The organism is Lysinibacillus sp. DFXJR4 (assembly GCF_057196045.1).
This window is the reverse complement of the sequence record NZ_JBXUNW010000001.1, coordinates 827,224-848,581: the sequence shown is the minus strand read 5'-3', so window position 1 is coordinate 848,581 and position 21,358 is coordinate 827,224. Positions and strand designations below refer to the sequence as shown.

General features: G+C 33.1%; 21 protein-coding genes. 9 read left to right on the top strand and 12 right to left on the bottom strand.

Annotated features, from left to right (window positions below):
- Window positions 1-318 precede the first annotated feature (318 nt).
- Together AC2CGN_RS04345 and AC2CGN_RS04340 are read right to left on the bottom strand one after the other, a co-directional pair.
- Entirely contained in the window at window positions 319-945 is a 627-nt protein-coding gene (locus tag AC2CGN_RS04345; protein WP_484512356.1) for a nitroreductase family protein, read from the bottom strand.
- 27 nt (window positions 946-972) lie between these two features.
- The gene (locus tag AC2CGN_RS04340; RefSeq protein WP_484512354.1) at window positions 973-1,377 is read right to left on the bottom strand and encodes an Ohr family peroxiredoxin; all 405 of its coding nucleotides are present in this window, start codon (window positions 1,375-1,377) and stop codon (window positions 973-975) included.
- A 145-nt stretch (window positions 1,378-1,522) separates the two neighbouring features.
- Between AC2CGN_RS04340 and AC2CGN_RS04335 the strand changes: the two genes are divergently transcribed.
- On the top strand, window positions 1,523-1,960 hold the full coding sequence (locus tag AC2CGN_RS04335; protein WP_484512352.1) for a MarR family winged helix-turn-helix transcriptional regulator: 438 nt from the start codon (window positions 1,523-1,525) through the stop codon (window positions 1,958-1,960).
- Window positions 1,961-2,285: 325 nt separating this feature from the next.
- On the opposite strand, the gene AC2CGN_RS04330 is transcribed toward AC2CGN_RS04335, so the two are convergent.
- Both AC2CGN_RS04330 and AC2CGN_RS04325 read right to left on the bottom strand, forming a co-directional pair.
- Complete coding sequence (locus AC2CGN_RS04330; protein WP_286922991.1) at window positions 2,286-2,933, bottom strand: FusB/FusC family EF-G-binding protein; 648 nt, start codon at window positions 2,931-2,933, stop codon at window positions 2,286-2,288.
- A 29-nt stretch (window positions 2,934-2,962) separates the two neighbouring features.
- Window positions 2,963-4,378, bottom strand: coding sequence for an MDR family MFS transporter (locus AC2CGN_RS04325; RefSeq protein ID WP_484512350.1), 1,416 nt, complete (start codon window positions 4,376-4,378; stop codon window positions 2,963-2,965).
- 117 nt (window positions 4,379-4,495) lie between these two features.
- Between AC2CGN_RS04325 and AC2CGN_RS04320 the strand changes: the two genes are divergently transcribed.
- On the top strand, window positions 4,496-5,347 hold the full coding sequence (locus AC2CGN_RS04320) for a TetR/AcrR family transcriptional regulator (protein ID WP_484512348.1): 852 nt from the start codon (window positions 4,496-4,498) through the stop codon (window positions 5,345-5,347).
- A gap of 53 nt (window positions 5,348-5,400) precedes the next feature.
- Here AC2CGN_RS04320 and AC2CGN_RS04315 read toward each other — a convergent pair whose 3' ends face one another.
- The 4 genes from AC2CGN_RS04315 to AC2CGN_RS04300 form a co-directional block, all read right to left on the bottom strand.
- On the bottom strand, window positions 5,401-5,706 hold the full coding sequence (locus tag AC2CGN_RS04315; RefSeq protein ID WP_484512346.1) for a hypothetical protein: 306 nt from the start codon (window positions 5,704-5,706) through the stop codon (window positions 5,401-5,403).
- Window positions 5,660-6,871 (bottom strand): alpha/beta hydrolase family protein, encoded by a 1,212-nt coding sequence (locus AC2CGN_RS04310; protein ID WP_484512344.1) that lies wholly within the window; start codon window positions 6,869-6,871, stop codon window positions 5,660-5,662. Before AC2CGN_RS04310 ends, AC2CGN_RS04315 begins: the two co-directional genes overlap by 47 nt.
- Window positions 6,872-7,353: 482 nt before the next feature.
- Window positions 7,354-8,130, bottom strand: a complete 777-nt coding sequence (locus AC2CGN_RS04305; protein WP_484512342.1) for an alpha/beta fold hydrolase — start codon at window positions 8,128-8,130, stop codon at window positions 7,354-7,356.
- A 143-nt stretch (window positions 8,131-8,273) separates the two neighbouring features.
- Window positions 8,274-9,062 carry a tyrosine-protein phosphatase gene (locus AC2CGN_RS04300; RefSeq protein ID WP_429986926.1) on the bottom strand — a complete coding sequence of 263 codons (789 nt, stop codon included), beginning with the start codon at window positions 9,060-9,062 and terminating at the stop codon, window positions 8,274-8,276.
- A gap of 170 nt (window positions 9,063-9,232) precedes the next feature.
- On the opposite strand from AC2CGN_RS04300, the gene AC2CGN_RS04295 reads away from it, so the two are divergent.
- Window positions 9,233-9,832 (top strand): TetR/AcrR family transcriptional regulator, encoded by a 600-nt coding sequence (locus tag AC2CGN_RS04295; RefSeq protein ID WP_429984893.1) that lies wholly within the window; start codon window positions 9,233-9,235, stop codon window positions 9,830-9,832.
- Window positions 9,833-10,422: 590 nt separating this feature from the next.
- On the opposite strand, the gene AC2CGN_RS04290 is transcribed toward AC2CGN_RS04295, so the two are convergent.
- The gene (locus AC2CGN_RS04290) at window positions 10,423-13,473 is read right to left on the bottom strand and encodes a sensor histidine kinase (protein WP_484512339.1); all 3,051 of its coding nucleotides are present in this window, start codon (window positions 13,471-13,473) and stop codon (window positions 10,423-10,425) included.
- A 538-nt stretch (window positions 13,474-14,011) separates the two neighbouring features.
- Here AC2CGN_RS04290 and AC2CGN_RS04285 point away from each other — a divergent pair.
- Both AC2CGN_RS04285 and AC2CGN_RS04280 read left to right on the top strand, forming a co-directional pair.
- Complete coding sequence (locus AC2CGN_RS04285) at window positions 14,012-14,533, top strand: YwhD family protein (protein WP_484512337.1); 522 nt, start codon at window positions 14,012-14,014, stop codon at window positions 14,531-14,533.
- Window positions 14,533-14,769 carry a DUF362 domain-containing protein gene (locus AC2CGN_RS04280; RefSeq protein WP_429984890.1) on the top strand — a complete coding sequence of 79 codons (237 nt, stop codon included), beginning with the start codon at window positions 14,533-14,535 and terminating at the stop codon, window positions 14,767-14,769. Before AC2CGN_RS04285 ends, AC2CGN_RS04280 begins: the two co-directional genes overlap by 1 nt.
- Window positions 14,770-15,146: 377 nt before the next feature.
- On the opposite strand, the gene AC2CGN_RS04275 is transcribed toward AC2CGN_RS04280, so the two are convergent.
- The 3 genes from AC2CGN_RS04275 to AC2CGN_RS04265 form a co-directional block, all read right to left on the bottom strand.
- On the bottom strand, window positions 15,147-16,208 hold the full coding sequence (locus AC2CGN_RS04275; protein WP_484512335.1) for an NAD(P)/FAD-dependent oxidoreductase: 1,062 nt from the start codon (window positions 16,206-16,208) through the stop codon (window positions 15,147-15,149).
- 134 nt (window positions 16,209-16,342) lie between these two features.
- The gene (locus AC2CGN_RS04270) at window positions 16,343-17,296 is read right to left on the bottom strand and encodes an alpha/beta fold hydrolase (RefSeq protein WP_484513149.1); all 954 of its coding nucleotides are present in this window, start codon (window positions 17,294-17,296) and stop codon (window positions 16,343-16,345) included.
- Between the two features lie 318 nt (window positions 17,297-17,614).
- Window positions 17,615-18,061: a GNAT family N-acetyltransferase gene (locus tag AC2CGN_RS04265; RefSeq protein ID WP_286922980.1), complete on the bottom strand. Its 447-nt coding sequence runs from the start codon at window positions 18,059-18,061 to the stop codon at window positions 17,615-17,617.
- A 443-nt stretch (window positions 18,062-18,504) separates the two neighbouring features.
- Between AC2CGN_RS04265 and AC2CGN_RS04260 the strand changes: the two genes are divergently transcribed.
- The 4 genes from AC2CGN_RS04260 to AC2CGN_RS04245 are packed head-to-tail and all read left to right on the top strand — an operon-like array spanning window position 18,505 to window position 21,285.
- Window positions 18,505-19,422, top strand: coding sequence for an ABC transporter ATP-binding protein (locus tag AC2CGN_RS04260; protein ID WP_429983949.1), 918 nt, complete (start codon window positions 18,505-18,507; stop codon window positions 19,420-19,422).
- Window positions 19,419-20,171: an ABC transporter permease gene (locus AC2CGN_RS04255; protein WP_484512333.1), complete on the top strand. Its 753-nt coding sequence runs from the start codon at window positions 19,419-19,421 to the stop codon at window positions 20,169-20,171. Before AC2CGN_RS04260 ends, AC2CGN_RS04255 begins: the two co-directional genes overlap by 4 nt.
- A gap of 12 nt (window positions 20,172-20,183) precedes the next feature.
- The gene (locus tag AC2CGN_RS04250; protein ID WP_429981148.1) at window positions 20,184-20,915 is read left to right on the top strand and encodes an ABC transporter permease; all 732 of its coding nucleotides are present in this window, start codon (window positions 20,184-20,186) and stop codon (window positions 20,913-20,915) included.
- Between the two features lie 19 nt (window positions 20,916-20,934).
- Window positions 20,935-21,285: a YxeA family protein gene (locus AC2CGN_RS04245; RefSeq protein WP_484512331.1), complete on the top strand. Its 351-nt coding sequence runs from the start codon at window positions 20,935-20,937 to the stop codon at window positions 21,283-21,285.
- The last annotated feature ends 73 nt before the right edge of the window (window positions 21,286-21,358 follow it).

Genomic DNA, 21,358 nt, shown 5'->3' with positions numbered 1-21,358 from the left:
GTCTCATTGCCATTATTGATTTTTGAATGGTGAACCAATTACTTCGAGCTTATTCAGGTTCCATAAATATCGACAATCATAATTTTTTCATGACATAAAAATAGACCATACAATAAGGCGGTTGTAATAAGACCATTTTAAATGCCTTGATTTATAAAAAGAACTTGGACATTAAGATGCTGTTTGCTTTGATATAGTTGCAAATGTTTTAAAATACATACTCAACTGCTACGACTAAGCAGACATCCTATTCACCCCTAATATAAAGTTTTAAAAAAGCAATGTCCGCAAAATATATTTGGGACATTGCCTAAAAATTCATTTATTGAATCTTACAATGCGATCAATTGGAAGACGAGAAGAACCATAAGCTGGGGCTGCTGCTTCACCAATTGCTATTAATAATATCGGTATTTCGTTTGCAGGTAATTCCATATATTCAGCGAATTTCGTTTTATCAAACCCACCCATCGGAACTGTATCATAACCCATTTCTTTCGCCAATAACATTATCTGCATCGATACTAAGCCAGCATCAAAATGTACTATGTTTTCTAATGTTTTTGTTGAAGCTGAACCGTACATTGCTAATGCGTCTTGTCCAAGTTTTTTGGCAATTTCTTCTGGCATATAGCCTAGCTCCGCATTTTTTGCATAAATCTCCTCAGCATTTACATACATTTCAATATCTCCAATGACAGTGATAATGGCAGAGGCTGTTTCTATTTGCTCTTGGTTAAATGAAAAGAAATTAATGTTCTTTTGAATTTCCTTATCATCAATGACAATAAATCGCCATGGTTGCATATTACTCGAAGAAGGAGCTGAAATAGCATCTTGTAGTAGTTGCACTATTGTTTCACGAGATATTTTAGTTTTAGCATTGTATTTACGAACCGATTTACGCTCCTGCATAATCTGTTTTACTGGTGTAGTTGACGACATGTAATCTCCCTCTTTTTCGAAAAAAATTTAAACAGCTTTAATTGTTACATTGATATTTCCCATTGTTGCTTTTGAATATGGACAAACAGTATGAGTTAACTCTAATAATTCCTGTGCTTCCTCCAATGCTAATCCTTCAATATGTCCTTCGATAACAACAGCAAGCACATAATCAAAAGCAGCTTGTTCCATTAATTTAACTGTTACTTTTATCATTGATGAATTTTTAAGCTTTTTTTGGCGTTTAATTAAATCCAATGCACTATTAAAGCAGGCACTGTAACCTGCAGCAAATAATTGCTCTGGGTTTGTAGCATTGTCTAATTTGGAGCCGGGTGGTGCAATTTTTAAAGATAGTGATTGATCCTCTGCATATGATGTGCCACTACGCCCACCATTATTAATCATTGTAGTTGAATATAATTCTTTCATAACGGAAAAACTCCTTCTTTATATTTTAGATTGTGCACAATTTAATTTTTACAAATTGAATTGTACACAATTTAATTGCGTTTGACAAGTAGAAACTTTATTTTTAATATAAATGGTAGTAGAAGAACTTGAAGAGGGGATTTTTATGTCTAATCATTTAGATAATCAACTGTGCTTTCTGTTGTATGCAACTTCAAAGGAAATTATTCGACATTACACATTATTATTGAAGCCATATGATTTAACTTATACAGGTTACATCACCCTATTAGCTTTGGAGGAAAACGAACAAATAACTGTGAAAGAATTAGGTCAACGTTTATTTTTAGATTCAGGTACATTGACACCGTTACTAAAAAAATTAGAGGCAAAGGGTTACATTTGTCGTGAGCGTTCCAAAAATGACGAAAGGCAAATGCAAATATATTTAACAAAGGAAGGAAGTAATGTTCGTCATAAGCTCCCTGAAGTATCTCGTCAAGTAATGAAACAATCAAAAATCTCAGAGCAGCAATTTATGCAATTAAAAAATGTTCTTCAAGACATCATACACAACGACTGGAAAATAAAAGATGAAAATTAGGACATAGCTATTTCAATAAAAAGCTCCTCATAGAAAATAAACTGTATCGGCATTCTCTATAGGGAGCATTTTTTCTAGATTATTCTTTAAATATATTTATAAGGATATTTTTTCCTTGCCTACATGCATTACCGCTACCCTTTTGTACTTTTCCCCGCTTCCTAAAATTATATATACCCAAATTTAAAATAAGTCATAAGCATTAATAAAAAAATCTACTTTTTACAACTTGGGATAGTGTTTCCCAAAATAGTTGTACAAGTTAGAAATAAAATAAAAATGAATTTGGAATTAAAGATTTTCCAAATCCATTTTTAGACTGTTCCTATTGAGTAATACGTTCAAAAAACGATTTTGTTTTTTCTAAATCAGTTATATGCTGATTACATTGTTGACTATCTACGCAAATATAATTACTGTGATTTGTAAATGTTCCAATCTCTCGTCCTTTAACTGAAGTAGTAAACAAGTGAACATCAGCGTGACGGTTACAAATAGAACATATTCCTTTAATTGTTTCATTAGAGATTGTGCCTTTAATCGCTTTAAACTGTTCATCCTTCTCAATCACGACATATTTTCGATGTGTACCGTAATCATCCCAAGTGAAATAACAAATTTGCTGTAAATCGATTTCTTCAAGGTTTGGTAACTTTAGCTTTTTTTCCTTTTTAAATAGACTTTTCAATATACTTGGTGTGACTGCTTTAAATGGTATGACATAGGGTTTTAATTGTTCTAAATACGCTTCACCCTGCACTCGATCTGTAACATTAAAAAGTTGTTCGATAAGCTGAGCTTCCTCAACAGACAGCACTAATTTAGCTGTAATTTCACTATCAACAATACCACGTACAGCAAGTATGACATTTTTATCCTTTGTTGTTGCAAGTGTTTGCAAAATTTTATTCATTTGCTGTTCAAGTAAATGATAGTTGGCGACTGTTAAAAACGGTTGAATTATTTGTGTCATTTAAAATCACTCCTATATTTTAAATAAAATTAATTTTCATCTGTTGTTTCTTTTGATTTTATAAAAAAGCATAAAATAAATGCTGCTACTATTAGAAAGAAAGCAGACATAAAGCCATTATTAAGTCCTTTCAACAAAGCAGAGCTCCCCTCAGAATTACTTACTGTGGCTGACATAATCCCTACCATTATGGCAGAACCTAATGAAGCAAACACTTGGCGCACAGTATTATTAATGGCCGATCCGTGGCTTATTAATTTATTTGGTAGTGCATTTATTCCTGCTGTAGCTAATGGCATAGCTACTAATCCCATTCCTAGCAACCTTAATGAATATAGACAAACAATCCACCAAGTTGCTGTCTCCTTAGTAAGAAATAAAAAAGGAAGTGATGAAATAGTTAAAATAAACATACCTATCATCCCTATTTTTTTTATACCGTACTTATCAAATAGTTTCCCGGCAATTGGTGAAATGACACCTAAAACAAGAGCACCTGGAAGTAAGATTAGACCAGATTGAAGGGCTGAAAATTCCTTTACCGATTGTGTATAAATAGGTAATAGAATCTCTGAACCAATCATTGTCATAAAAATAATGGCGACAATGATGGTAGACAGCGTAAAAGTTCTGCTTTTAAATACTTTTAACTCTAAAAACGGTTGTGCTAATTTAAATTGGCGACGGGAGAATAGTATGATGATGACAATTCCTATTATGCAAGCTACCCATGAAATCTTATTCTGCCACCCAACATTTCCTGCAAAACTTATCCCATACAAAAGTGAGCCTAAACCTAAACTACTAAGTAATAAAGAGAAAACATCAAGCTTAGGTTTTGTTAATTTAATCATATTTTTCATAAAAAAGAATGCTAGCAAAATGTTAACCCCTACAATTGGAAGAAGTATATAAAATAAGTAGCGCCATTCATAATAATCAACAATCCAACCAGATACTGTTGGAGCGATTGCAGGAGAAAATGCTATAACAATTCCTACTAATCCCATAGCTTCCCCTCTCCGTTCTGCTGGATAAACCATAAACATAAGCGTCTGCATTAAAGGGATCATTAAACCTGATCCAATAGCTTGCACAATCCGCCCTAAAAGCAAGGTAGTAAATGTTGTACTAAGTCCACAAATAACCGTTCCTATTGCAAAGCTACCCATTGCTATAAAAAATAAAGTTCTATTAGTTATAGTATTTAACAAAAATGCAGAAGTAGGAATCATTATGCCACTGATTAGCATAAATGATGTGATGAGCCATTGTGCATCTATAGCATTGATATCTAGATCTCCCATTATCTTTGGTAAAGCAGTCACCAACAAGGTTTGGTTTATAATCGTTAAAAAGGTTCCTGCCAGTAAAACAAGGACAAATCCAGCTCGCTTGAACTCATTTCCATTTACATCAATGGGTTGTATGTTATTTTTTTTCATATCGTTTACTTCCTCTCACTACAAATAAACTTTTGTATATTATTTTGTACTCAAGTTCATTTTTATGATAATATGGTATAATAATAATGTCAATAATTTTTTGAGGAGTTAAAAAATATGAGTAAAAAAGAAAAAATCATTGAAGTGGCAAAACAGCTATTTCGGACAAAAGGCTATCACGATACTGCAATCCAAGATATTTTGGAGCAATCTAAAGTATCAAAAGGGACATTTTATAATTACTTCTCTACAAAATCCCAATTAATTCTTTATATTATTCAAAAGGTTGATGAGAAAGTTGAAGAACAACAAAATATGTTGTTGATTGAAGGTCAGCCTAATGATAAGCACATTTTTTATTCCCAGCTTCGGGTAAAACATTCCATCTATGGAACTGAAAAAATTGCAGAGTTATATAATATTTCTTTAGGAGAAAATGATGAGGAGTTGCAAAAATATATGGCCAATAGCCATTATAAGGAGCTGAACTGGCTAGCGAATCGCTTAATTGAGGTTTATGGTAATGAAATAGAAGAGGGTGCTATGGATTTATCTACTCATTTTATTGGAGGATTAGGCTATCAATTCAGGTATTCTGATCAAATGAAGCTAAAGCTCAATAGTTCAGATATTTTAGATTATAATATTTTACGTTTAGAAAAAAATATTGAAATAACAAAGCAAACCACTCAAATTCTATTCCCATATACATCATCAAGTACATGTGAAGATCAAGAAACCGCCATTAGTAAGATACAAAAATTATTAACATCAAATGATTATAAATTTTCACGGGAAGCTCAAGAAATAATTAATTTTATTTTAGAGGAAATTCAAAGCTCATATATAAGATGGGGTGTTTGCGAAGGAGCTATTCGACAATTAAAAATACTATCCCCCTCACATCCAGGAACTGAACAGCTTTTGAATGAAGTATTTAATATTATCCATAAACAAAACAATAAATAAATTAATTTCTTAAATTGTCAACAAAGTCACAAAAAAGACTTTGTTGACAATCTTTATATTGCCAGCCAAATTAATAGTAGATGGAGAATAAAAAAGAAATAAAATAAAAAATATGTTTGCCAATGCCATTGTCTTATTAAATATGAGGATGTCATAAGAATAGGAAAAATAAAGACACCCATATATTTAGTTATTGAAATATCTGTATGTTGCAAAGCATTAAAGTGAATCGGTATTTTCTCTGGAACAAACCACAGTGCAATGACTGCGAAAATAAAAGAAAAAATAATAATATAAATTTGTATTTTTTTATTAAAAAGCCATTGATGATGATAATTTCTTACTCTTTTGATAGTCATTTGCCCCTCCTCTTTGGAGTTCAACTTCTGGATATCTATTTATCAAATCCCAGATAGACGTGTTTTCTTTTTCCATCAGATATTTATCAAAATAAGCTAAGCTAATTTCATTAATAATTTTGTGCACCTTTCTAATATCCTCTCCTTTATTACTTAATAGCGGTGAGAATAAATGAAAATCTGTGAAGCTCATATGAGATGTGTTACGAATAGATAATGAAAACCCTTTACCCTTTAAGGCATTCTCTCGTCTTTGCTGACTTTCTTTCCAAAATTCCTCATAGGAAGACCTTGATTTCCCGCTTAGAGAAACAGCAGTATCTAAGGCAGCATCAAAAACAGATTTATCAATGCTTTTTTCTGCATTTATTTGCATATAGGGCTTTAAAAAACCTGTCTCTGGAATTCGCTCCCCATACAACACTCCATCCATATTCAAGGCTACTTTTATCCGAGAATCCTTCAACAACATTTGTGCAGCCGCAGCACCCCCATACGAATGTCCAAAAATTCCTATTTTCTTCATATTTAATTTGTCCTTAAATATGTCTATATCTTTGCCACTGTTCCATTTTTCTAATGTATCCAAGACAAATGATATATCATCTGTCCAAATCTTCATGTGTGGGTCAAGCTTTTCAAAACCAGATAAATTATTTTGCTCCAACAATATCTCTTTGCCGTTTGGAAAAACAGTAGCTGCTGCATCATAAACGTGGTCAATTCCAACAATAATATAGCCGTGACTTACTAATTCTTCTATTTGAAATGTATTTTGATTCCGAAAACCTGTCATACCATGAGAAAAAATAAGAATAGGGAAATTGTCTCTATCATCTGCAATTGTGAGATTTTTCCGAGCGTAAGCATTAACAAGATTTAAATGACTAAAAGTCCATTTGGGAATTGACAGTGCTCGTTGAAGTCCATTGGTTATTGCTCCCACATTTTCAATATAGGGCTCAGGCTGAAAGGAATTTGTTTCTTTACTTGGATACCAAATTTGAATCATAAGTTCACGATATTTATCCTTATCTAATGCCTGTTCTTCCTTCCGATTTTTATCTATTAAGTGATACGAATTGGTACTTATAAAGTAATTTCCTGTTGTTTTTTCAAATGAAAAGATCGGAAATAGATGTGGTAATCCTACCATGATAATCATATAAATAATTGAAAAGGTAATGATTCCCGATTGCATCCAATATTTTTTTTTGTTTTTCAAGAGCAAAAAAAGTTTACTTGCTATAATTAAAATCAAAGGTGCAAAATACCCCAAAAGCATTTGCCACCGATACCCTTCTAAGATTATCTGAAGCGCTACAAAAAGATAAATTATAACGGCAACTACTATCATTGCTTTTCGCTTTTCTATTTTGTAAAAAATTATACAAAAGAATGAAATAATAGATATAAATAAAACTAAAGCTTCTAATATCCTCAAAATAACCTCCCCTTATTTATAAACGAATGTCTTTTTCCCACTCAGAAAAGAGATTCCAAACACAAATAAACATAAGTATTTTTTTTTGAACTCAAGTACAATCGTACTTTAGCTAAAAACTTATACTTTGTCAATGCTATATTAATATTTTTCTACAGCAAAACAGCCAAATGTAAATCTGGCTGTTTCAAATTTCTTATGATTTATATGCCATTAAATTTCTCTATGAATGGAAGAATCGCTTGTAATACCGCATTTTTATCCTCTATATGCAATGTATGACCTGCATGCAATAGTTTAATATGCTTCGCATGAGGTAAAAGTTTTAAAGCTGTTTCTACATCTTCATCCCTTATAATAGCTTTAAGTTCTGGATTACCTTGTAATATTAATACGGGACATTTAATCATCGGTAGTAAATAATGAATATCATATGACTTAAATGTATCTTCAAATTCATCGACCATAGCAGTTATTACGTTGGAATCTGTTAACAAAACACTTTTTATCATAAATTCCATTAGTGCAGAATCTTTTTTATCTTGTTGTATTTTATTTTTTCCTACTTTCAATTCTCCTTTATGCTCTTTAAAATTTTCTTTAAATGCCTGCCACTTTTCTAGGCTTTTAGAACTTTCCCTTAATACTTCTAAATTTAAAGGCGATTCTCCAATTATTAACCCTTTCACTAGTTCAGGATAATAAGCAGCTATTTGAATGCCAATCATACCGCCAAGAGAATGACCAAAAATAATCGGGGGTTCAGAAATTGTTTCTTTCATAAATTGGACAACATCAGTCACATAATCTTTCAGGCTATACTTTTCAACATTCTTATCCGAGTTACCATGTCCCCTTAAATCAAGGGCATAAATACATCCGTATTCCTCTAACTCAGGAATAATTGCCACAAAAGCTTCCCAACTTGAAATGCCACCATGGAGTAGTAATATCGGTTTTCCCTCTAATTTAGTTCTCACATAAAATAAACGAACATCCTTTGTTTGGAAGTAATTCTTAAACATCTTCTCACTCATTTCAAATAGTTTTTAAAGAACATATGACTTTTAACGTTCTATTAGTCATATAAAAATTAAATAAAAAACTGTTTTAAACAGTGTATTTATTCAAGTAGCATATTTTTTAATGTTGATAAACACTCTTTCTTTATACCACAACCCTCATATAAATAATTTTCTATATCACCATATTGCTTAATGATTTCATGATAAACATCATCTAAATATTCTTCCCGAACTTCTAGCATTGGTTTTATTTTCTCTGAAGAGACTTGGTAAAGGCTCATCCATTTAATCATTTTCTCCACTTTTTTCATTTTAGGTTCAATAAGATGATTAGAGTACAAATATTCTTCCATTACTTTATGATATGGAACTCCAACCAGCAATTGTATTAGTGCAGAAATGAAACCGGTTCGATCTTTCCCCCCAGTACAATGAATTAAGGCAGGCAAATGATTTTGCTTAGAAAGCAATGTAATCACTTCATTAATTTTTGAATTGTTAATAAAGGCCATATTATAGTACATTTCTTTCATCATTCGTTCAAAATTTACTGAGTTTGATTTACTTACTAGAAATCTGAAGAATTCAAAACGTGTGAATTCTTGACTTCTATCTTGAATAGAAATGTTCTTCACCTTTATAGCTTGTACTGTTAAGATTTTACTAGGCTTTGATATTCTTTCCTGGTCTGTTCTTAAATCACAGATTAGTTTAATGTTAAAATCATTAAATATATCTATATCTTTTACAGAAAGCCTTGATAACTCATCAGAGCGAAAAAGCATACCCTTTTTCATTACCCTTCCATCATTCGTTATAAAACCCCCAATGTCTCGGAAATTATAAAGTCCATCAAATTTAACCAGATTTTCTCCAATAGCATTCATATTCTTCTCCTTAATTTTTCAATTCAAATTTTTTATGACTTTAAAAGTCTATATAGTCACAAAAATAAAAAAGATAGCATCATTTTTATTTTGACTATATATGGTATAGTATAAATTAGATGTGACTATAAATCCACAAAAAGTCATATAAAAATCAAAGGAGATACTCAATGCCAAAATTTACTGATAACGAAAAGGAGCACATTAAACAAGATCTTTTGACAAAAGGTCGTAATATTTTTATTAAATACGGTCTTGCAAAGACGAGTATTGATGAAATCATTAGAGAATGTGGTATTGCCAAAGGAACATTTTATAAATTTTTCAATTCTAAAGAAGAGCTTTATTATGAAATATTAATAAATGAAGTAGAAATTCGAGAAGAAGTTCTGAATGAACTGTTTCGAAAAAATCTTACATCAAAAGAGTTATTACATTCATTCTTTCATTTTTCTTTTGATTCAGTCGAAAAAAATCCTTTTTTACAACAAGTTTTTCAAAATGATGAACATGATCGACTGTTACGTAAATTACCAGCCCAAATGTCAGAGTTTAATCAAATGAATGCATTGAGAGGTATTGAGGCGGTTAACTTCCTCATGGAGCAAGGGACAATGCCAAAAAATGACCCTAGAGTGATTGTAGGAATTATGCAGGCCGTGATGACATTACGTTTACACAAAAGTGAAATAGGTGACGATATTTTCCCTATTGTGAAAGATAAGATTATTGAATTTGTAGTAGAAGGATTATTAAAAGAAAAAAATTAATATATGCTATATTACAGAGATATTCCACAAAGCTTTAAAAGTACCACAAACCGAAAATTGTGGTACTTTTCATGTTGTTGAAATACTATTATGTCAATGAAATCAAGGTGACAAATTAAAAAGTATAGCCCTTTTTCAATAGGTTGACAACTATAGAATTGTACCACTATTCTATCTATTTAATGATAATAATAATATGCTTTTACTTTACTTTTAAGGGAAGAAAATATTTAAAGTTCTACACTATTGCTGATTGGAGTGGAAGGCTACTAGACTCCCGTGGGATAGCGAGACAGACGAGAAACTGAGGCCAACACGAGGTTGGTCACGAAGGCGTTGTCACAGGACGTGACGCACTTAGCCTTCGTTCCTCCAGCGCAGGAAGCTTTGCTCTGTGCGAAAGCGAAGCGTCAGCAACAAATGTTTTAACTGTGCGAAAGCGAAGCGTCAGCAACAAAGCGAGTAGTTTGGAACGGAAATCACCTTCATTTTGACTAAATATTCACAAAGGGTCCCTTGACTATTTAGTTTTTCATTCCCTTTTGTTATTTGAAATTAAGACGGTCACCTAATCATTATGCTTAGTTTGTTCATGCTCCACCGCCCTCAGGTAATAAAACAACAATCGTTGTCCCCTTTCCTTCCTCACTGTATAAACGTAAACTAGCATTTTTTATTAATTTAAATTTTTTTAAAGGATTCATAAATCCAATCCGTGTGCTTTCTTCGTTTATCAGCTGCTGTAGTTTTTCCTCAGGCATACCTACTCCGTTATCGTAGATTTTGATTCGGACAAATTGTCCTTCCCTTTGGACACTTACTTCAATGGTTCCTCCCTCTTGTTTTTTAGAAATACCATGGAAAACGGCATTTTCCACTAATGGCTGAATGGATAAAGCAGGAATCATTAATTGAATGGATTCATCAATATCATATTTGATACTTAATCGATCTCCAAAACGCATCTTTTCAATATATAAATATGCTTTTACAAGCTCCATCTCTTCTTCAACCGAGACAAAGCTATTTCGATAATGCACATTAAGCTTTGCACGGAAATAGGTTGCTAAACAATATAGTGCTTCACGTGTGTTGTCCATATCTGTATAGCTTAAACCGATAATAGTATTAAGCGTATTATAAACAAAATGTGGCGTAATCTGAGAATATAAATAATTCATTTCTACCTCTATTGCATCTATTGAAGATTGTCGAATAGCTAATAAAGATTCGATGCGAATAAAAAGTTCGTCCATCGAAATAGGCTTCTGTAAATAATCATTTGCACCGACTTTTAAGGTTACCAATAAATCAGAATGCTTCATAATCGCTGTTAAGATAATAATAGGTAGCTCCAGCATATCAAATTGTTTACGTACTCGTTTACATAGCTCATATCCTGACATCCCATTCATCATTAGATCGATTAACATACAATCTACATGATTAGTTTTAATATAATCTATCGCATCAAACCCATTATCGACTGCAATTACTGTATATCCTTTAAGTGTTAAAGCATCAGCTAAAGCCTTTATATTGACATGGTTATCATCCACTACAAGTATTTTTTTATTATTCCCTTTATAGATAAGTGGTAATTGTAACTGTATTTCAGTAATAGTATCAGAGGCAATTGTAGCCGATTGATCTATGCTCAGATGTTCGCCAGTGGCAAGTGGCATTGTAAATGTAAATGTAGTACCTTGCCCTATCGTACTTGAAACATGAATATCGCCATTTAATTTTTCAACAATATTTTTAGTAATACTTAAGCCCAAACCGAGTCCTTCCCTATTTTGATGATTATTTCCTTGATAGAAGGCATTAAAGATACGATCTAAATCTTGTGCTGGAATACCACAGCCTGTATCACTTACTTGGATGACCATTTGCTGTTGATGGACAAAGGCTGTCACTTTGATTTCTCCAACTTCTGTATATTTAATAGCGTTTTGCAACAAATTATATAGAACTTGCTTAAAGCGTAACTCATCCGTGAATATATGAGGTAATTCTAAATCCACTTCAGCATTAACACTAACTTGGCTATTCTTTGACATCATACTACGAATTTCTACTACTACTTCATTAATAACGGATGGTGGGATACTACGTGGGGTAACTCTTACTTCTCCTGTCATTTGATTTGAAGAAAACAACAAATCTTCTACTAAATGTCCTAAACGCTGTGTGACATTATGAATTAAAATGACTTGCTCCTGTTGCGCTCGTTTTAAAGGTCCCTGAGCCCCTTCCATTAAGGATTTTGATAAATTCAAAATACCGTTAAGTGGTGTACGTAATTCATGTGAAGTTTTCAGTAGAAATTCATCCTTCATTTGGTTATGTGCCAGCAATTCTTCTGATAATGCTTGGATTTTCATAAAGGCTTGATTCGCACGAAAATTTAATAATGAAGCAAACCCGAACAAAATCAGTAAAAATAACACAAATTCTGTATAATCTATAGGAATGCCCATTAAGAAATTTAAAGTGAGTAAAATTGAATAACAACAAATAGCTGAAATCACGATTAGAACATAACGAACACCTTCTAGTCGATGTAGCATAACCCTAATTAGAATCCATAGATTATATAATACAACCGGAGCAGTAACACTGATATAAGCTATTTTTCTCCAGAACACCTCAAAATCTGAAGAGGCTCTTTGATTTTTTGTAATTGGATTGTATATACCATAAAAAACAAATACCACACCAAGTAAAATGATAAGACAATATATTATTTTTCTTTTTTGTAGATGCGGATACATCGAATAGATAAATAGTGTCAAAGCTAGTAATGCTATCGGAATGATACCGAGCTGCAGCCGCAATTGATCGACAGGTAGTATGTCTGAAACTAATAGAAAAAATACTTTTTGATTAATAAATGCCATATAAAACCCTAAAGAAATTGTAAAAAAACCAAAGAACAGCTCTTCTTTGCGTTTGCGATTCTGTATATATGTAAGAATGTAAACGACCCCAATGACTATATGCCCAATACTTACCAATGCATCTATAAACACTTTCCAATTGTAATGCTGTTGAATGACCTTCTTCGTGCCAAATTCAATAGGATAAACGATACCAGGCTGTGAATAATTGTAGTTCGCTACATGGATGACAATATCTAGTACCTTATTATTACTGTACGCAAATACTGTATATTTATCATCATTTTCAGATTGATATTCACTTAAGACTGTGCTTGCATTTCCTTTAGCCCCAACCTCTACACCATTAATAAAAACTCGACTAGCTTGTCGGATAGCTCTAATATATAAGCCGTAAAAACCTTCTCTCGGTACCTCTATTTTGACATGATAGGTACCAACAGCAAGTCCCTCTTTATTTCGCTCTACATACGTCTCCCAATTAAAGGGTACATGTAATGTCTCCTTTTTATTATTGTAGTTTTCAAGCCTGTCCTTTGGAGGAATTAAGAGGTTTGGATAAAAAGTCCAATCCCCTTCTAATTTTACTGGCTTTTGTAATTGCTCAGCATCTATCTTTACCAATCCTTCGTGTACAATTTTAGGATGGGTATTGGAGAAATAATGCCCATTGCCAAGGGAAAAGACAATAACAAACAGCATGATAATACTCACAATGATTAGGATATTTTTTTTCATTATCATGCCTCCATAGTTCAGTAAATTCATATGTATAATTACAGCATATTGCTTATATTACACACTTTTATTATTAAAGTGACTATTCAAATCCTCATTATTTTTTGAATTAAAAAAATGCTAGGTAACCCTAGCTCACTATTATCTTTTTGACATAATATACTTTAATATAACCTTACTGAACAAAATCTGAACAAAGATCTTTTAATATATTAAAATTTCCAATTTAGTGATTAAAATAACAGAATTTTTTGAATTCTAAATAAAAAATAAACTTATATATTTAGCAATGCGAAGTGCCATTTATGAACAATATAAAAGTAATTTAATTTTCTATATTAGCGAACTTCAACACAAAAGCTCAGATTACAACTTTACCATTTCAAACAATTCAGACGTAAGCCTGAAGACAAGAAATGAAAATAAGTTGTATATTTTATTTATAATATTATTAGGAAATTCTGAGTTTAGGGTTATTCGAAATAAACAAAATCTGGAAGTTAATCTAGAAATTCAAAATCGTATAAAGGTGATTTCTATGAAACAAAAAATGCATTTCACTATCTTAAGTAACGATTCAACAGATGGAGATGGAGGTTACGGAGTAGGTACCCTTGATTTAAATAATGTAACGCCGATTATTATAGATTGTGAAAATGAACATGTGTTTATAGACTTAGAAGCTTTACATGGGCGAAGTATAATTGAAAAAAAAGTTCGATTTTCCCCTGATTTAGCTCATGCTAGTGACAATTATAATCGTTATTGGATTGTTTGGGTAGCTACTCAAATTGCTCAAAACGGACCTTTTTATGCGGGATGTACAGCAAGTGAAGTACGCGTATCAAAAGAAGAACGCCGAATTAAACTTGGCTATAAATCGTTGCCAGAACAAGTAAATTACTTGGATAAGGCACTTAAAGGGGAATTTATCCTGAATCATGTAGATATTAATTCAAAAAAATTACTTAATCAGTTTTTATCTGGCTTTTATGAGGAGTACTGGAAACAGTCACCTGAAGAATTAAGACAACAACTATCTATTTGGGGGGATTTATAATGGCTTTTATAATTACAGAATTATGTAGGGATGAAAAAGCAGCTGTCTGTTTGGATGTCTGTCCTGTAAATTGCATTGTTTTGACAGATACTCAATATGTGATTAATCCTGATATTTGTATTGATTGCGGGGCTTGTGAATTAGTTTGTCCGGTAGAGGCAATTTATTTTGAGGACGATTTGCCTACTGAGTATAATTCGGCAACACTACTAGCACTAAATCATTTTAGAAACTAAAAATGGAATCTGCTAATAGTTATGACTTACTGTATGCAATGCCAATACCTAGCATCTCCCTTTCTCAAATCATTCAGAATTTTGAAATCCAAACTAGTTGATTTGAAGTATGCTTTATAGCTACATATAAATAATAAACAGACATAAGTGTACTTAATAGAACATAGAAAAGAGCGTATTATGAAAAAATAACAAAATCAACCATAACACGCTCTTTAAGTATCTTCACTTGACTCCCCTTCTCTTTATAGTTTTACTACTATGCTTTAAGATTAGTGAGTGGCATAGTCCATGTTTGCCAATCATAGTAACCTTGGATGCTTATATCGAATTGCTTTTACCTTTTCTCGCATGATTAAAACTTGATATTTAATTCCTCATATTTCATTTACTTTGTAAAATCGAGATAGTCTACAACCTTCTAATTCTTCCATCTGCACATTATCTACGATTTCCTTCGCTATCAATCGACTAATAACTGGAGATAACGTAATTGCAGAATGTATAACTGCTAAATAAAGTCCTTTTACCTCATCGTGAAAACCGACAATGGGGTATCCGTCTTTTGGCATTGGCCTCATTCCTACTTTGATACTTTCTAACTCTAAATGTTCCCCATCTACCAAATCGTAGCGAAGGGTTTCTAAAGCTCTTTTTCCAATCTCTTCTGGTCCATTTTCTCCATGGTCATCCAAATAATCTTCAGCAGCAATTAACATAGTATCAGATAGCTGTCTTGCTTCAAATCTTGAATTAGAAATTAATGTGTGAATAAGCTTTTTGGAAGATTTCATTCGAATAATAATAGAAGGTGATGACTCAACAGGTACTTCAATACCATGAGGCTTACAAAGCTCAGGTAACGCTGTACCGTTTGCCAAAACGATTACGTCTGATTCTATAAAACCTTTTGAAGTATGTATGCCAACAACTTTAGCATCCTCCTTTTTAACTTGTGTTACCTTTGTATCGAACAATATATTTACCCCATTTTCTTGGGCTTTCTTGAGTAAAAGATTCGTTAGAATATTAGGATCTACCGCACCTTCTTTAAAAGCATATAGAGCTTCCTTTGGATATTCTTTTAAATGAGGTTCTAAGTCCGATACTTGCTGGCCAGTTATTTTTTCTACATAAGATTTATTGATGTTTACAGGAATTCCCCATGAAAGGGAGCCGTTCCAATCGACCTTTAATTCTGGAATCTCTTTTTCCAATACGTGATATTCTGCTAATGATCCGTCATACAAATGTTGGAAGTTTTCTGGAACACGCCCTGAAGGATTAATCCAGGCAAAGGAATTTGATGTTACACCACAGCCAGCTTTTGAATGGCTCTCAACTAACGTGATATCCTGATGTACTTTTGATAGATTATAAGCAATAGATGCACCAACAATCCCTGCCCCAACAATTATAACCTTTTGATTTTTAGACATTGCATTTCCTCCTCGTTCTATTTGTATTATTTATAATATACGTTTAAAAACCTAGTTTATCTTCTATTAACAAAGTTGCAAATAAAGCGTTGTATGCTCATACTGGCTAAGACATTTTAATTGAATTACTACGCTTATTTTATTTGATCCATATACGCCCTGAAATTTTCTACAATTTCTTGTGCTTTGGTACGATATAAATAATGATCCCCTTCAAATGTCATCACTTTCCCATGTACAGAATCCTTTATTTGTTTTTGATGCTCTGGCACCCATCTGTCAGTGACTGGATGATTCGCTTGTATAAAGAAAATAACAGGAAGATTTTTTGGGAATGATAAATTTTTCGCTGCTTTAAAATTTTCATACATCATTTCAGCTTCATTTAACTGGCTGGGATTATACATGTTTTTGTGTTTAAGAATTTTCAGTTGTTCTTTTGTTTTTTCATCATATGGTAGTTCGGCATAGGGATCATCACTTAGCTTCACCTGCAATCTAGCTAAACCCGATTTTTTTAGTAGTTTAATAGTTCTAATGATTGAAGAATCAATCTTTTTCTCGCTTATCGTTGGAACACTGCTATCGAGCCCAACAAATGCACTCACTTCATCTGGATATTTGTTCACATAATCTAGTCCGTAAAGACCCGAAATGGAGTGGCCCATTAGAATATACCGCTCAATTTGAAGTTGCTGTAAAGCTTCATGTATTTCACTGACTATATTCTCTGTACTCCGTTCTTTCTCGGTTAAATCACTTAATCCATAACCAAAGGGCTCAATTACAACAACTTTGTAAAATGGAGATAATTCATCTATTAGTGGTTTAAAATCAAGTGCTGGTGCTGCTGTGCCATAACCAGGTAAGAGCACGATGGTTTCTTCGACTTCTCCTTGAATGAAGACATTCATATCCTTCCCGTCTACAGTTACAGGCTGACCATAACTACCTATTTTTCCTTGCTCGAATTTGTTACAGACAATATTAACAATAAAAACAATGGCCATAAAAAGTGCTATTGCAATAACTATAACCCCAATTGCTTTAAGCATAAAGATGAGCGGTTTACCCTTCCTCAGTTTCATTTTCTCTTCTTTTAGTTTCACTCGTACCTTCTCCTTTTCTTAGCTATCCTATATGGGCATTAAGGTTAGCTTATTGGACGAAGATATATTCTCTATGACGACAATATGAATGGAATATGAACAAACAAAAAATGTTACGTCGTCATATGCAGAAAGCGCAAATAAGCCGTAACATTGGGAATACGAAAATGTTTGAACATTCGAATGTACAACATGAATCTAAATACTTGGTTGTTATGATTGGAAAAGTGATAATGATAGTCGTTCCTTGGCCAAGCAGAGTAATTTAATTTATACAGTGAAAATTTAGATTAAAATTTATTTCCTATACAACATTTCAATGTGCTCTATACCATCTTCCAAGTAAACTTCCGACACTGGCTCAAAGCCTAAATCATTGTAAAATTTCAACAAATAGGCCTGTGCAGAAATCCTAATAGCCTGTTCTCCCAAACTATCTGTTACAAAATTTATAGCATTTTGAACCAATTTCTTAGAAATGCCCTTCTTTCGATGTTCTGCTTTAGTGAGAACTCTGCCAATTGCAACTTCAGAATATGAAATATTTGGAGGTAGGATTCTTAAATAAGCGACTATTTCAGAATGATCTTCCAAAAACAGATGATAGGATACTTCATCTTTTGAATCTATATCTTGGAATATACATTGCTGCTCGACTACAAATACTTCTGCTCTTACTTTTAAAATTTCATATAATTCTTTTGTAGTTAATTGATTAAATTCTTTTATCTGCCAATTCATCATCTTCTTTGATTCTCCTTAACGATTTAAATTTAATTAATATGGCGTAATAGATCTATAACTAAGAGGCCAAAAAAACCCCTTATTCGTATTTGCTTAATATATACTCATTTTGTTGTATTTGCAACATAAAACAAGTTATTACTTTTATTAAAACCTACTCTACTTCAGACCAAATATATCTAAAAAGCAAGTGCAGTTATTATTAAATAAATCTTGTGAAAATATTTGGAGTGCTTTAAAAGCCTCATGGCCATAAACATATGAAAGCTGATGATTCCGGTGAAAATCATCAGCTTTTCTCTTTTTTAAATTAAAGATTGCCCTCTAATTTAAGGGAATTGGTTATTTAAGGTTGCCGTAAGATTGCCTTTAGACTGTGGAAAGGTGATTTCATTAAAGTTGAAATTGAAAAAAATAAAAATTTGAATGGAGCTGGTTTTTACATGACTGCATCGGCTATTGTGCAAACGCAAAATTTATCCAAAAAATATGGGTCTTTTAATTCAGTAAATAGGGTTGATCTTCATGTTCAAGAAGGAGAAATATACGGGTTTCTTGGACCAAACGGGGCTGGAAAAACAACCACGCTGAAAATGCTACTCGGACTCGTTAAACCTTCTGAAGGGACCATTAAAATTTTCGGAGAGAGCCTAAATAAAAATCGACCTTCTATTCTACATCGTACTGGGTCGCTTATTGAGTCACCTTCCTATTATGGGCATCTTACGGGGCTTGAGAATATGAAGGTTATGCAACAGCTGCGAAACGTGCCCGATAAGAATGTAGATGAGGCACTTCGAATTGTCCGACTTGAAAATCATAAAAATAAAAAGACCGAACAATATTCGCTCGGAATGAAGCAACGACTAGGGATTGCAATGGCCCTTCTCGCTTTCCCCAAACTGCTAATCCTTGATGAGCCAACGAATGGTCTTGATCCTGCAGGAATAGGGGAAATTCGAGAACTTATTAAATCACTACCTTCTAGTTATGGCATAACTGTATTGCTCTCAAGTCATCTGCTTTCGGAGATTGATCAAATAGCTACCTCAGTTGGTATTATTAGTGAGGGGAATCTACTATTCCAGGGTAAAATGGAAACCTTAAGAAAAAAAAGTAAAAGTTCCATTTTTCTTAAAACCGGGGACAATACCAAGGCTGAACATTTGTTACTTACCCAAGGCTATTGTCCGGTTGAGAGTGACAGCTGGCTGGTGTTTGAGAATCTTATAGATACGAAAGTGGCAGAAATGAACAAATTTCTTGTCGATCATAATATTCCTGTCACTCGAATTGAGGAGCATAAAAAAAGTTTAGAGAATATTTTCTTAGAAATTACAGGAAAGGAGCGAAGTTTGTGATAACAACATTGAGGCTAGAATACTTCAAAATTCGTCGCAAAAGAATAGGAATAATGATTCTATTAGTTCTAACTGTAGAAATTCTATGGGCTTTCATGTCTATTAGTCGTTCTATTGCGAGTAATCCCGAACATGCAATCTGGGAATCCGTGATATTTACTATATCCTCCATGAATGGGCTTTTTATGCCCATTATTTCAGCCATTGTCGTCTCTCGGATTTGTGATATGGAGCACAAAGGAGAGACATGGAAAATGCTTGTTGCTACTAATGTGAGCCGTGGTCAACTATATGTTGCGAAATATTTATGCGCCAACAGTCTTCTCTTATTAGGCATCTTAACACAAACTTTACTCATGATTATGTTTGGGTTGATAAAGGACTTTCCGGGATCACCATCTAGTGATCTTTTCGCTAGATTTATTTTGGGTACTTTACTGATAACTCTCGCTGTCACAGCACTTCAGCAATGGATTTCTTTAGTTATCAAAAACCAAGCCTTTGCATTGTGTTTGGGTATGCTTGGGGGCTTTATAGGAATGACGGCTGGGCTGTTCCCTGCTACTATCAGACATATTTTTATCTGGTCTTATTATTTGGATCTTAGTCCAATTACTTATTTATTCTCAGAGTCTTCTAGTACCTATATGAAACAGCCCGTTGATGTCGTGATTATCGGGATTGCAGTTATTATGACTACCCTATTCTACATTGCTGGACGCATTCATGTTTCCAGGCAAGAAATCTAAGGAGGAAAGCTAATGAAAAGAAGTATTGTTGCTGAATTTCTCAAATTACGGCATTCCCGGATTGGTTTTGTACTTATTGTACTTCCTCTCATAAGTATGCTGATTGGGAGTTTAAATTTTTATTTCAACCAGGGTGTTCTGACAAATGGCTGGTACAGCTTATGGACTCAAGTCAGCCTGTTTTACAGTGAGTTTTTCCTTCCTATCATGATTGCTATTTGTTGTGCCTATGTATGTCGACTTGAGCATTTAAATCGAAATTGGAATATGCTAATGACCTCTCCTGTACCTGTTTCAAATGTGTTTATCGCAAAATTGGTGGTTGTGAGCATTCTAATTTTGTTTGTACAAATGCTATTTATAGGCCTCTATTTGCTGGCCGGAATCTTGTTCTCCATATCAGAGCCTTTCCCACTAGAGACGATATCCATGACGATCAGAGGATGGTTTGCTTCTCTATCCATTATCTCTTTGCAATTGGCATTGTCTTTGCGAATACGGAGCTTTGGTATACCTATTGGAATTAGTCTATGTGCAGTCTTTATCGGACTGGGTTTGTATATAGCAAAGTTAGGACTATTTTTTCCTTACTCATTACTCACTTTTGGTATGAGTGTATTGGATCAAGTGGAGATGACGGGTATTCAGAACATTCTGTTTTGGGTGATGAATATGACTTTTATTGTAATTTTTGCGTCTATGTCAATTAATCGATTGAAAAATCAAGATATTAAATCATCCTAATATCTAGGAGGAATTTGTGATGAAAAAAATATTATTAGTACTGGGATTCATCATTGTAATTTTTGGTTGCTTGTTAATGTTCTTCATGACTCCGGATAAGCTAATACCTGATAGCCCCGCTGGAAAAACTGTCTATTATACAATGGTTAATGATTTCGGGGTTCTAAACGAAGATAAACGTTACGATTATAAGCTAACTGCCTATAATAAGAAAGGGAAAGAAAAAAAGCTTGAGTTTACGGCAGGGAAACAATTGAGGGAAGGCGCATATCTCCAGCTATATTATACAAAGCTTCGTGGCGTTACACATTGGGAAGAGGTTACTTTCGAGGAACTACCTAAGACGGTACAGCAGCTATATACAAAATAAAGGATTTTATATTTCATTATAAAAATACCATCTAAAATAGAGTTAATCATTTCCTTCTTAAATATGTATAATT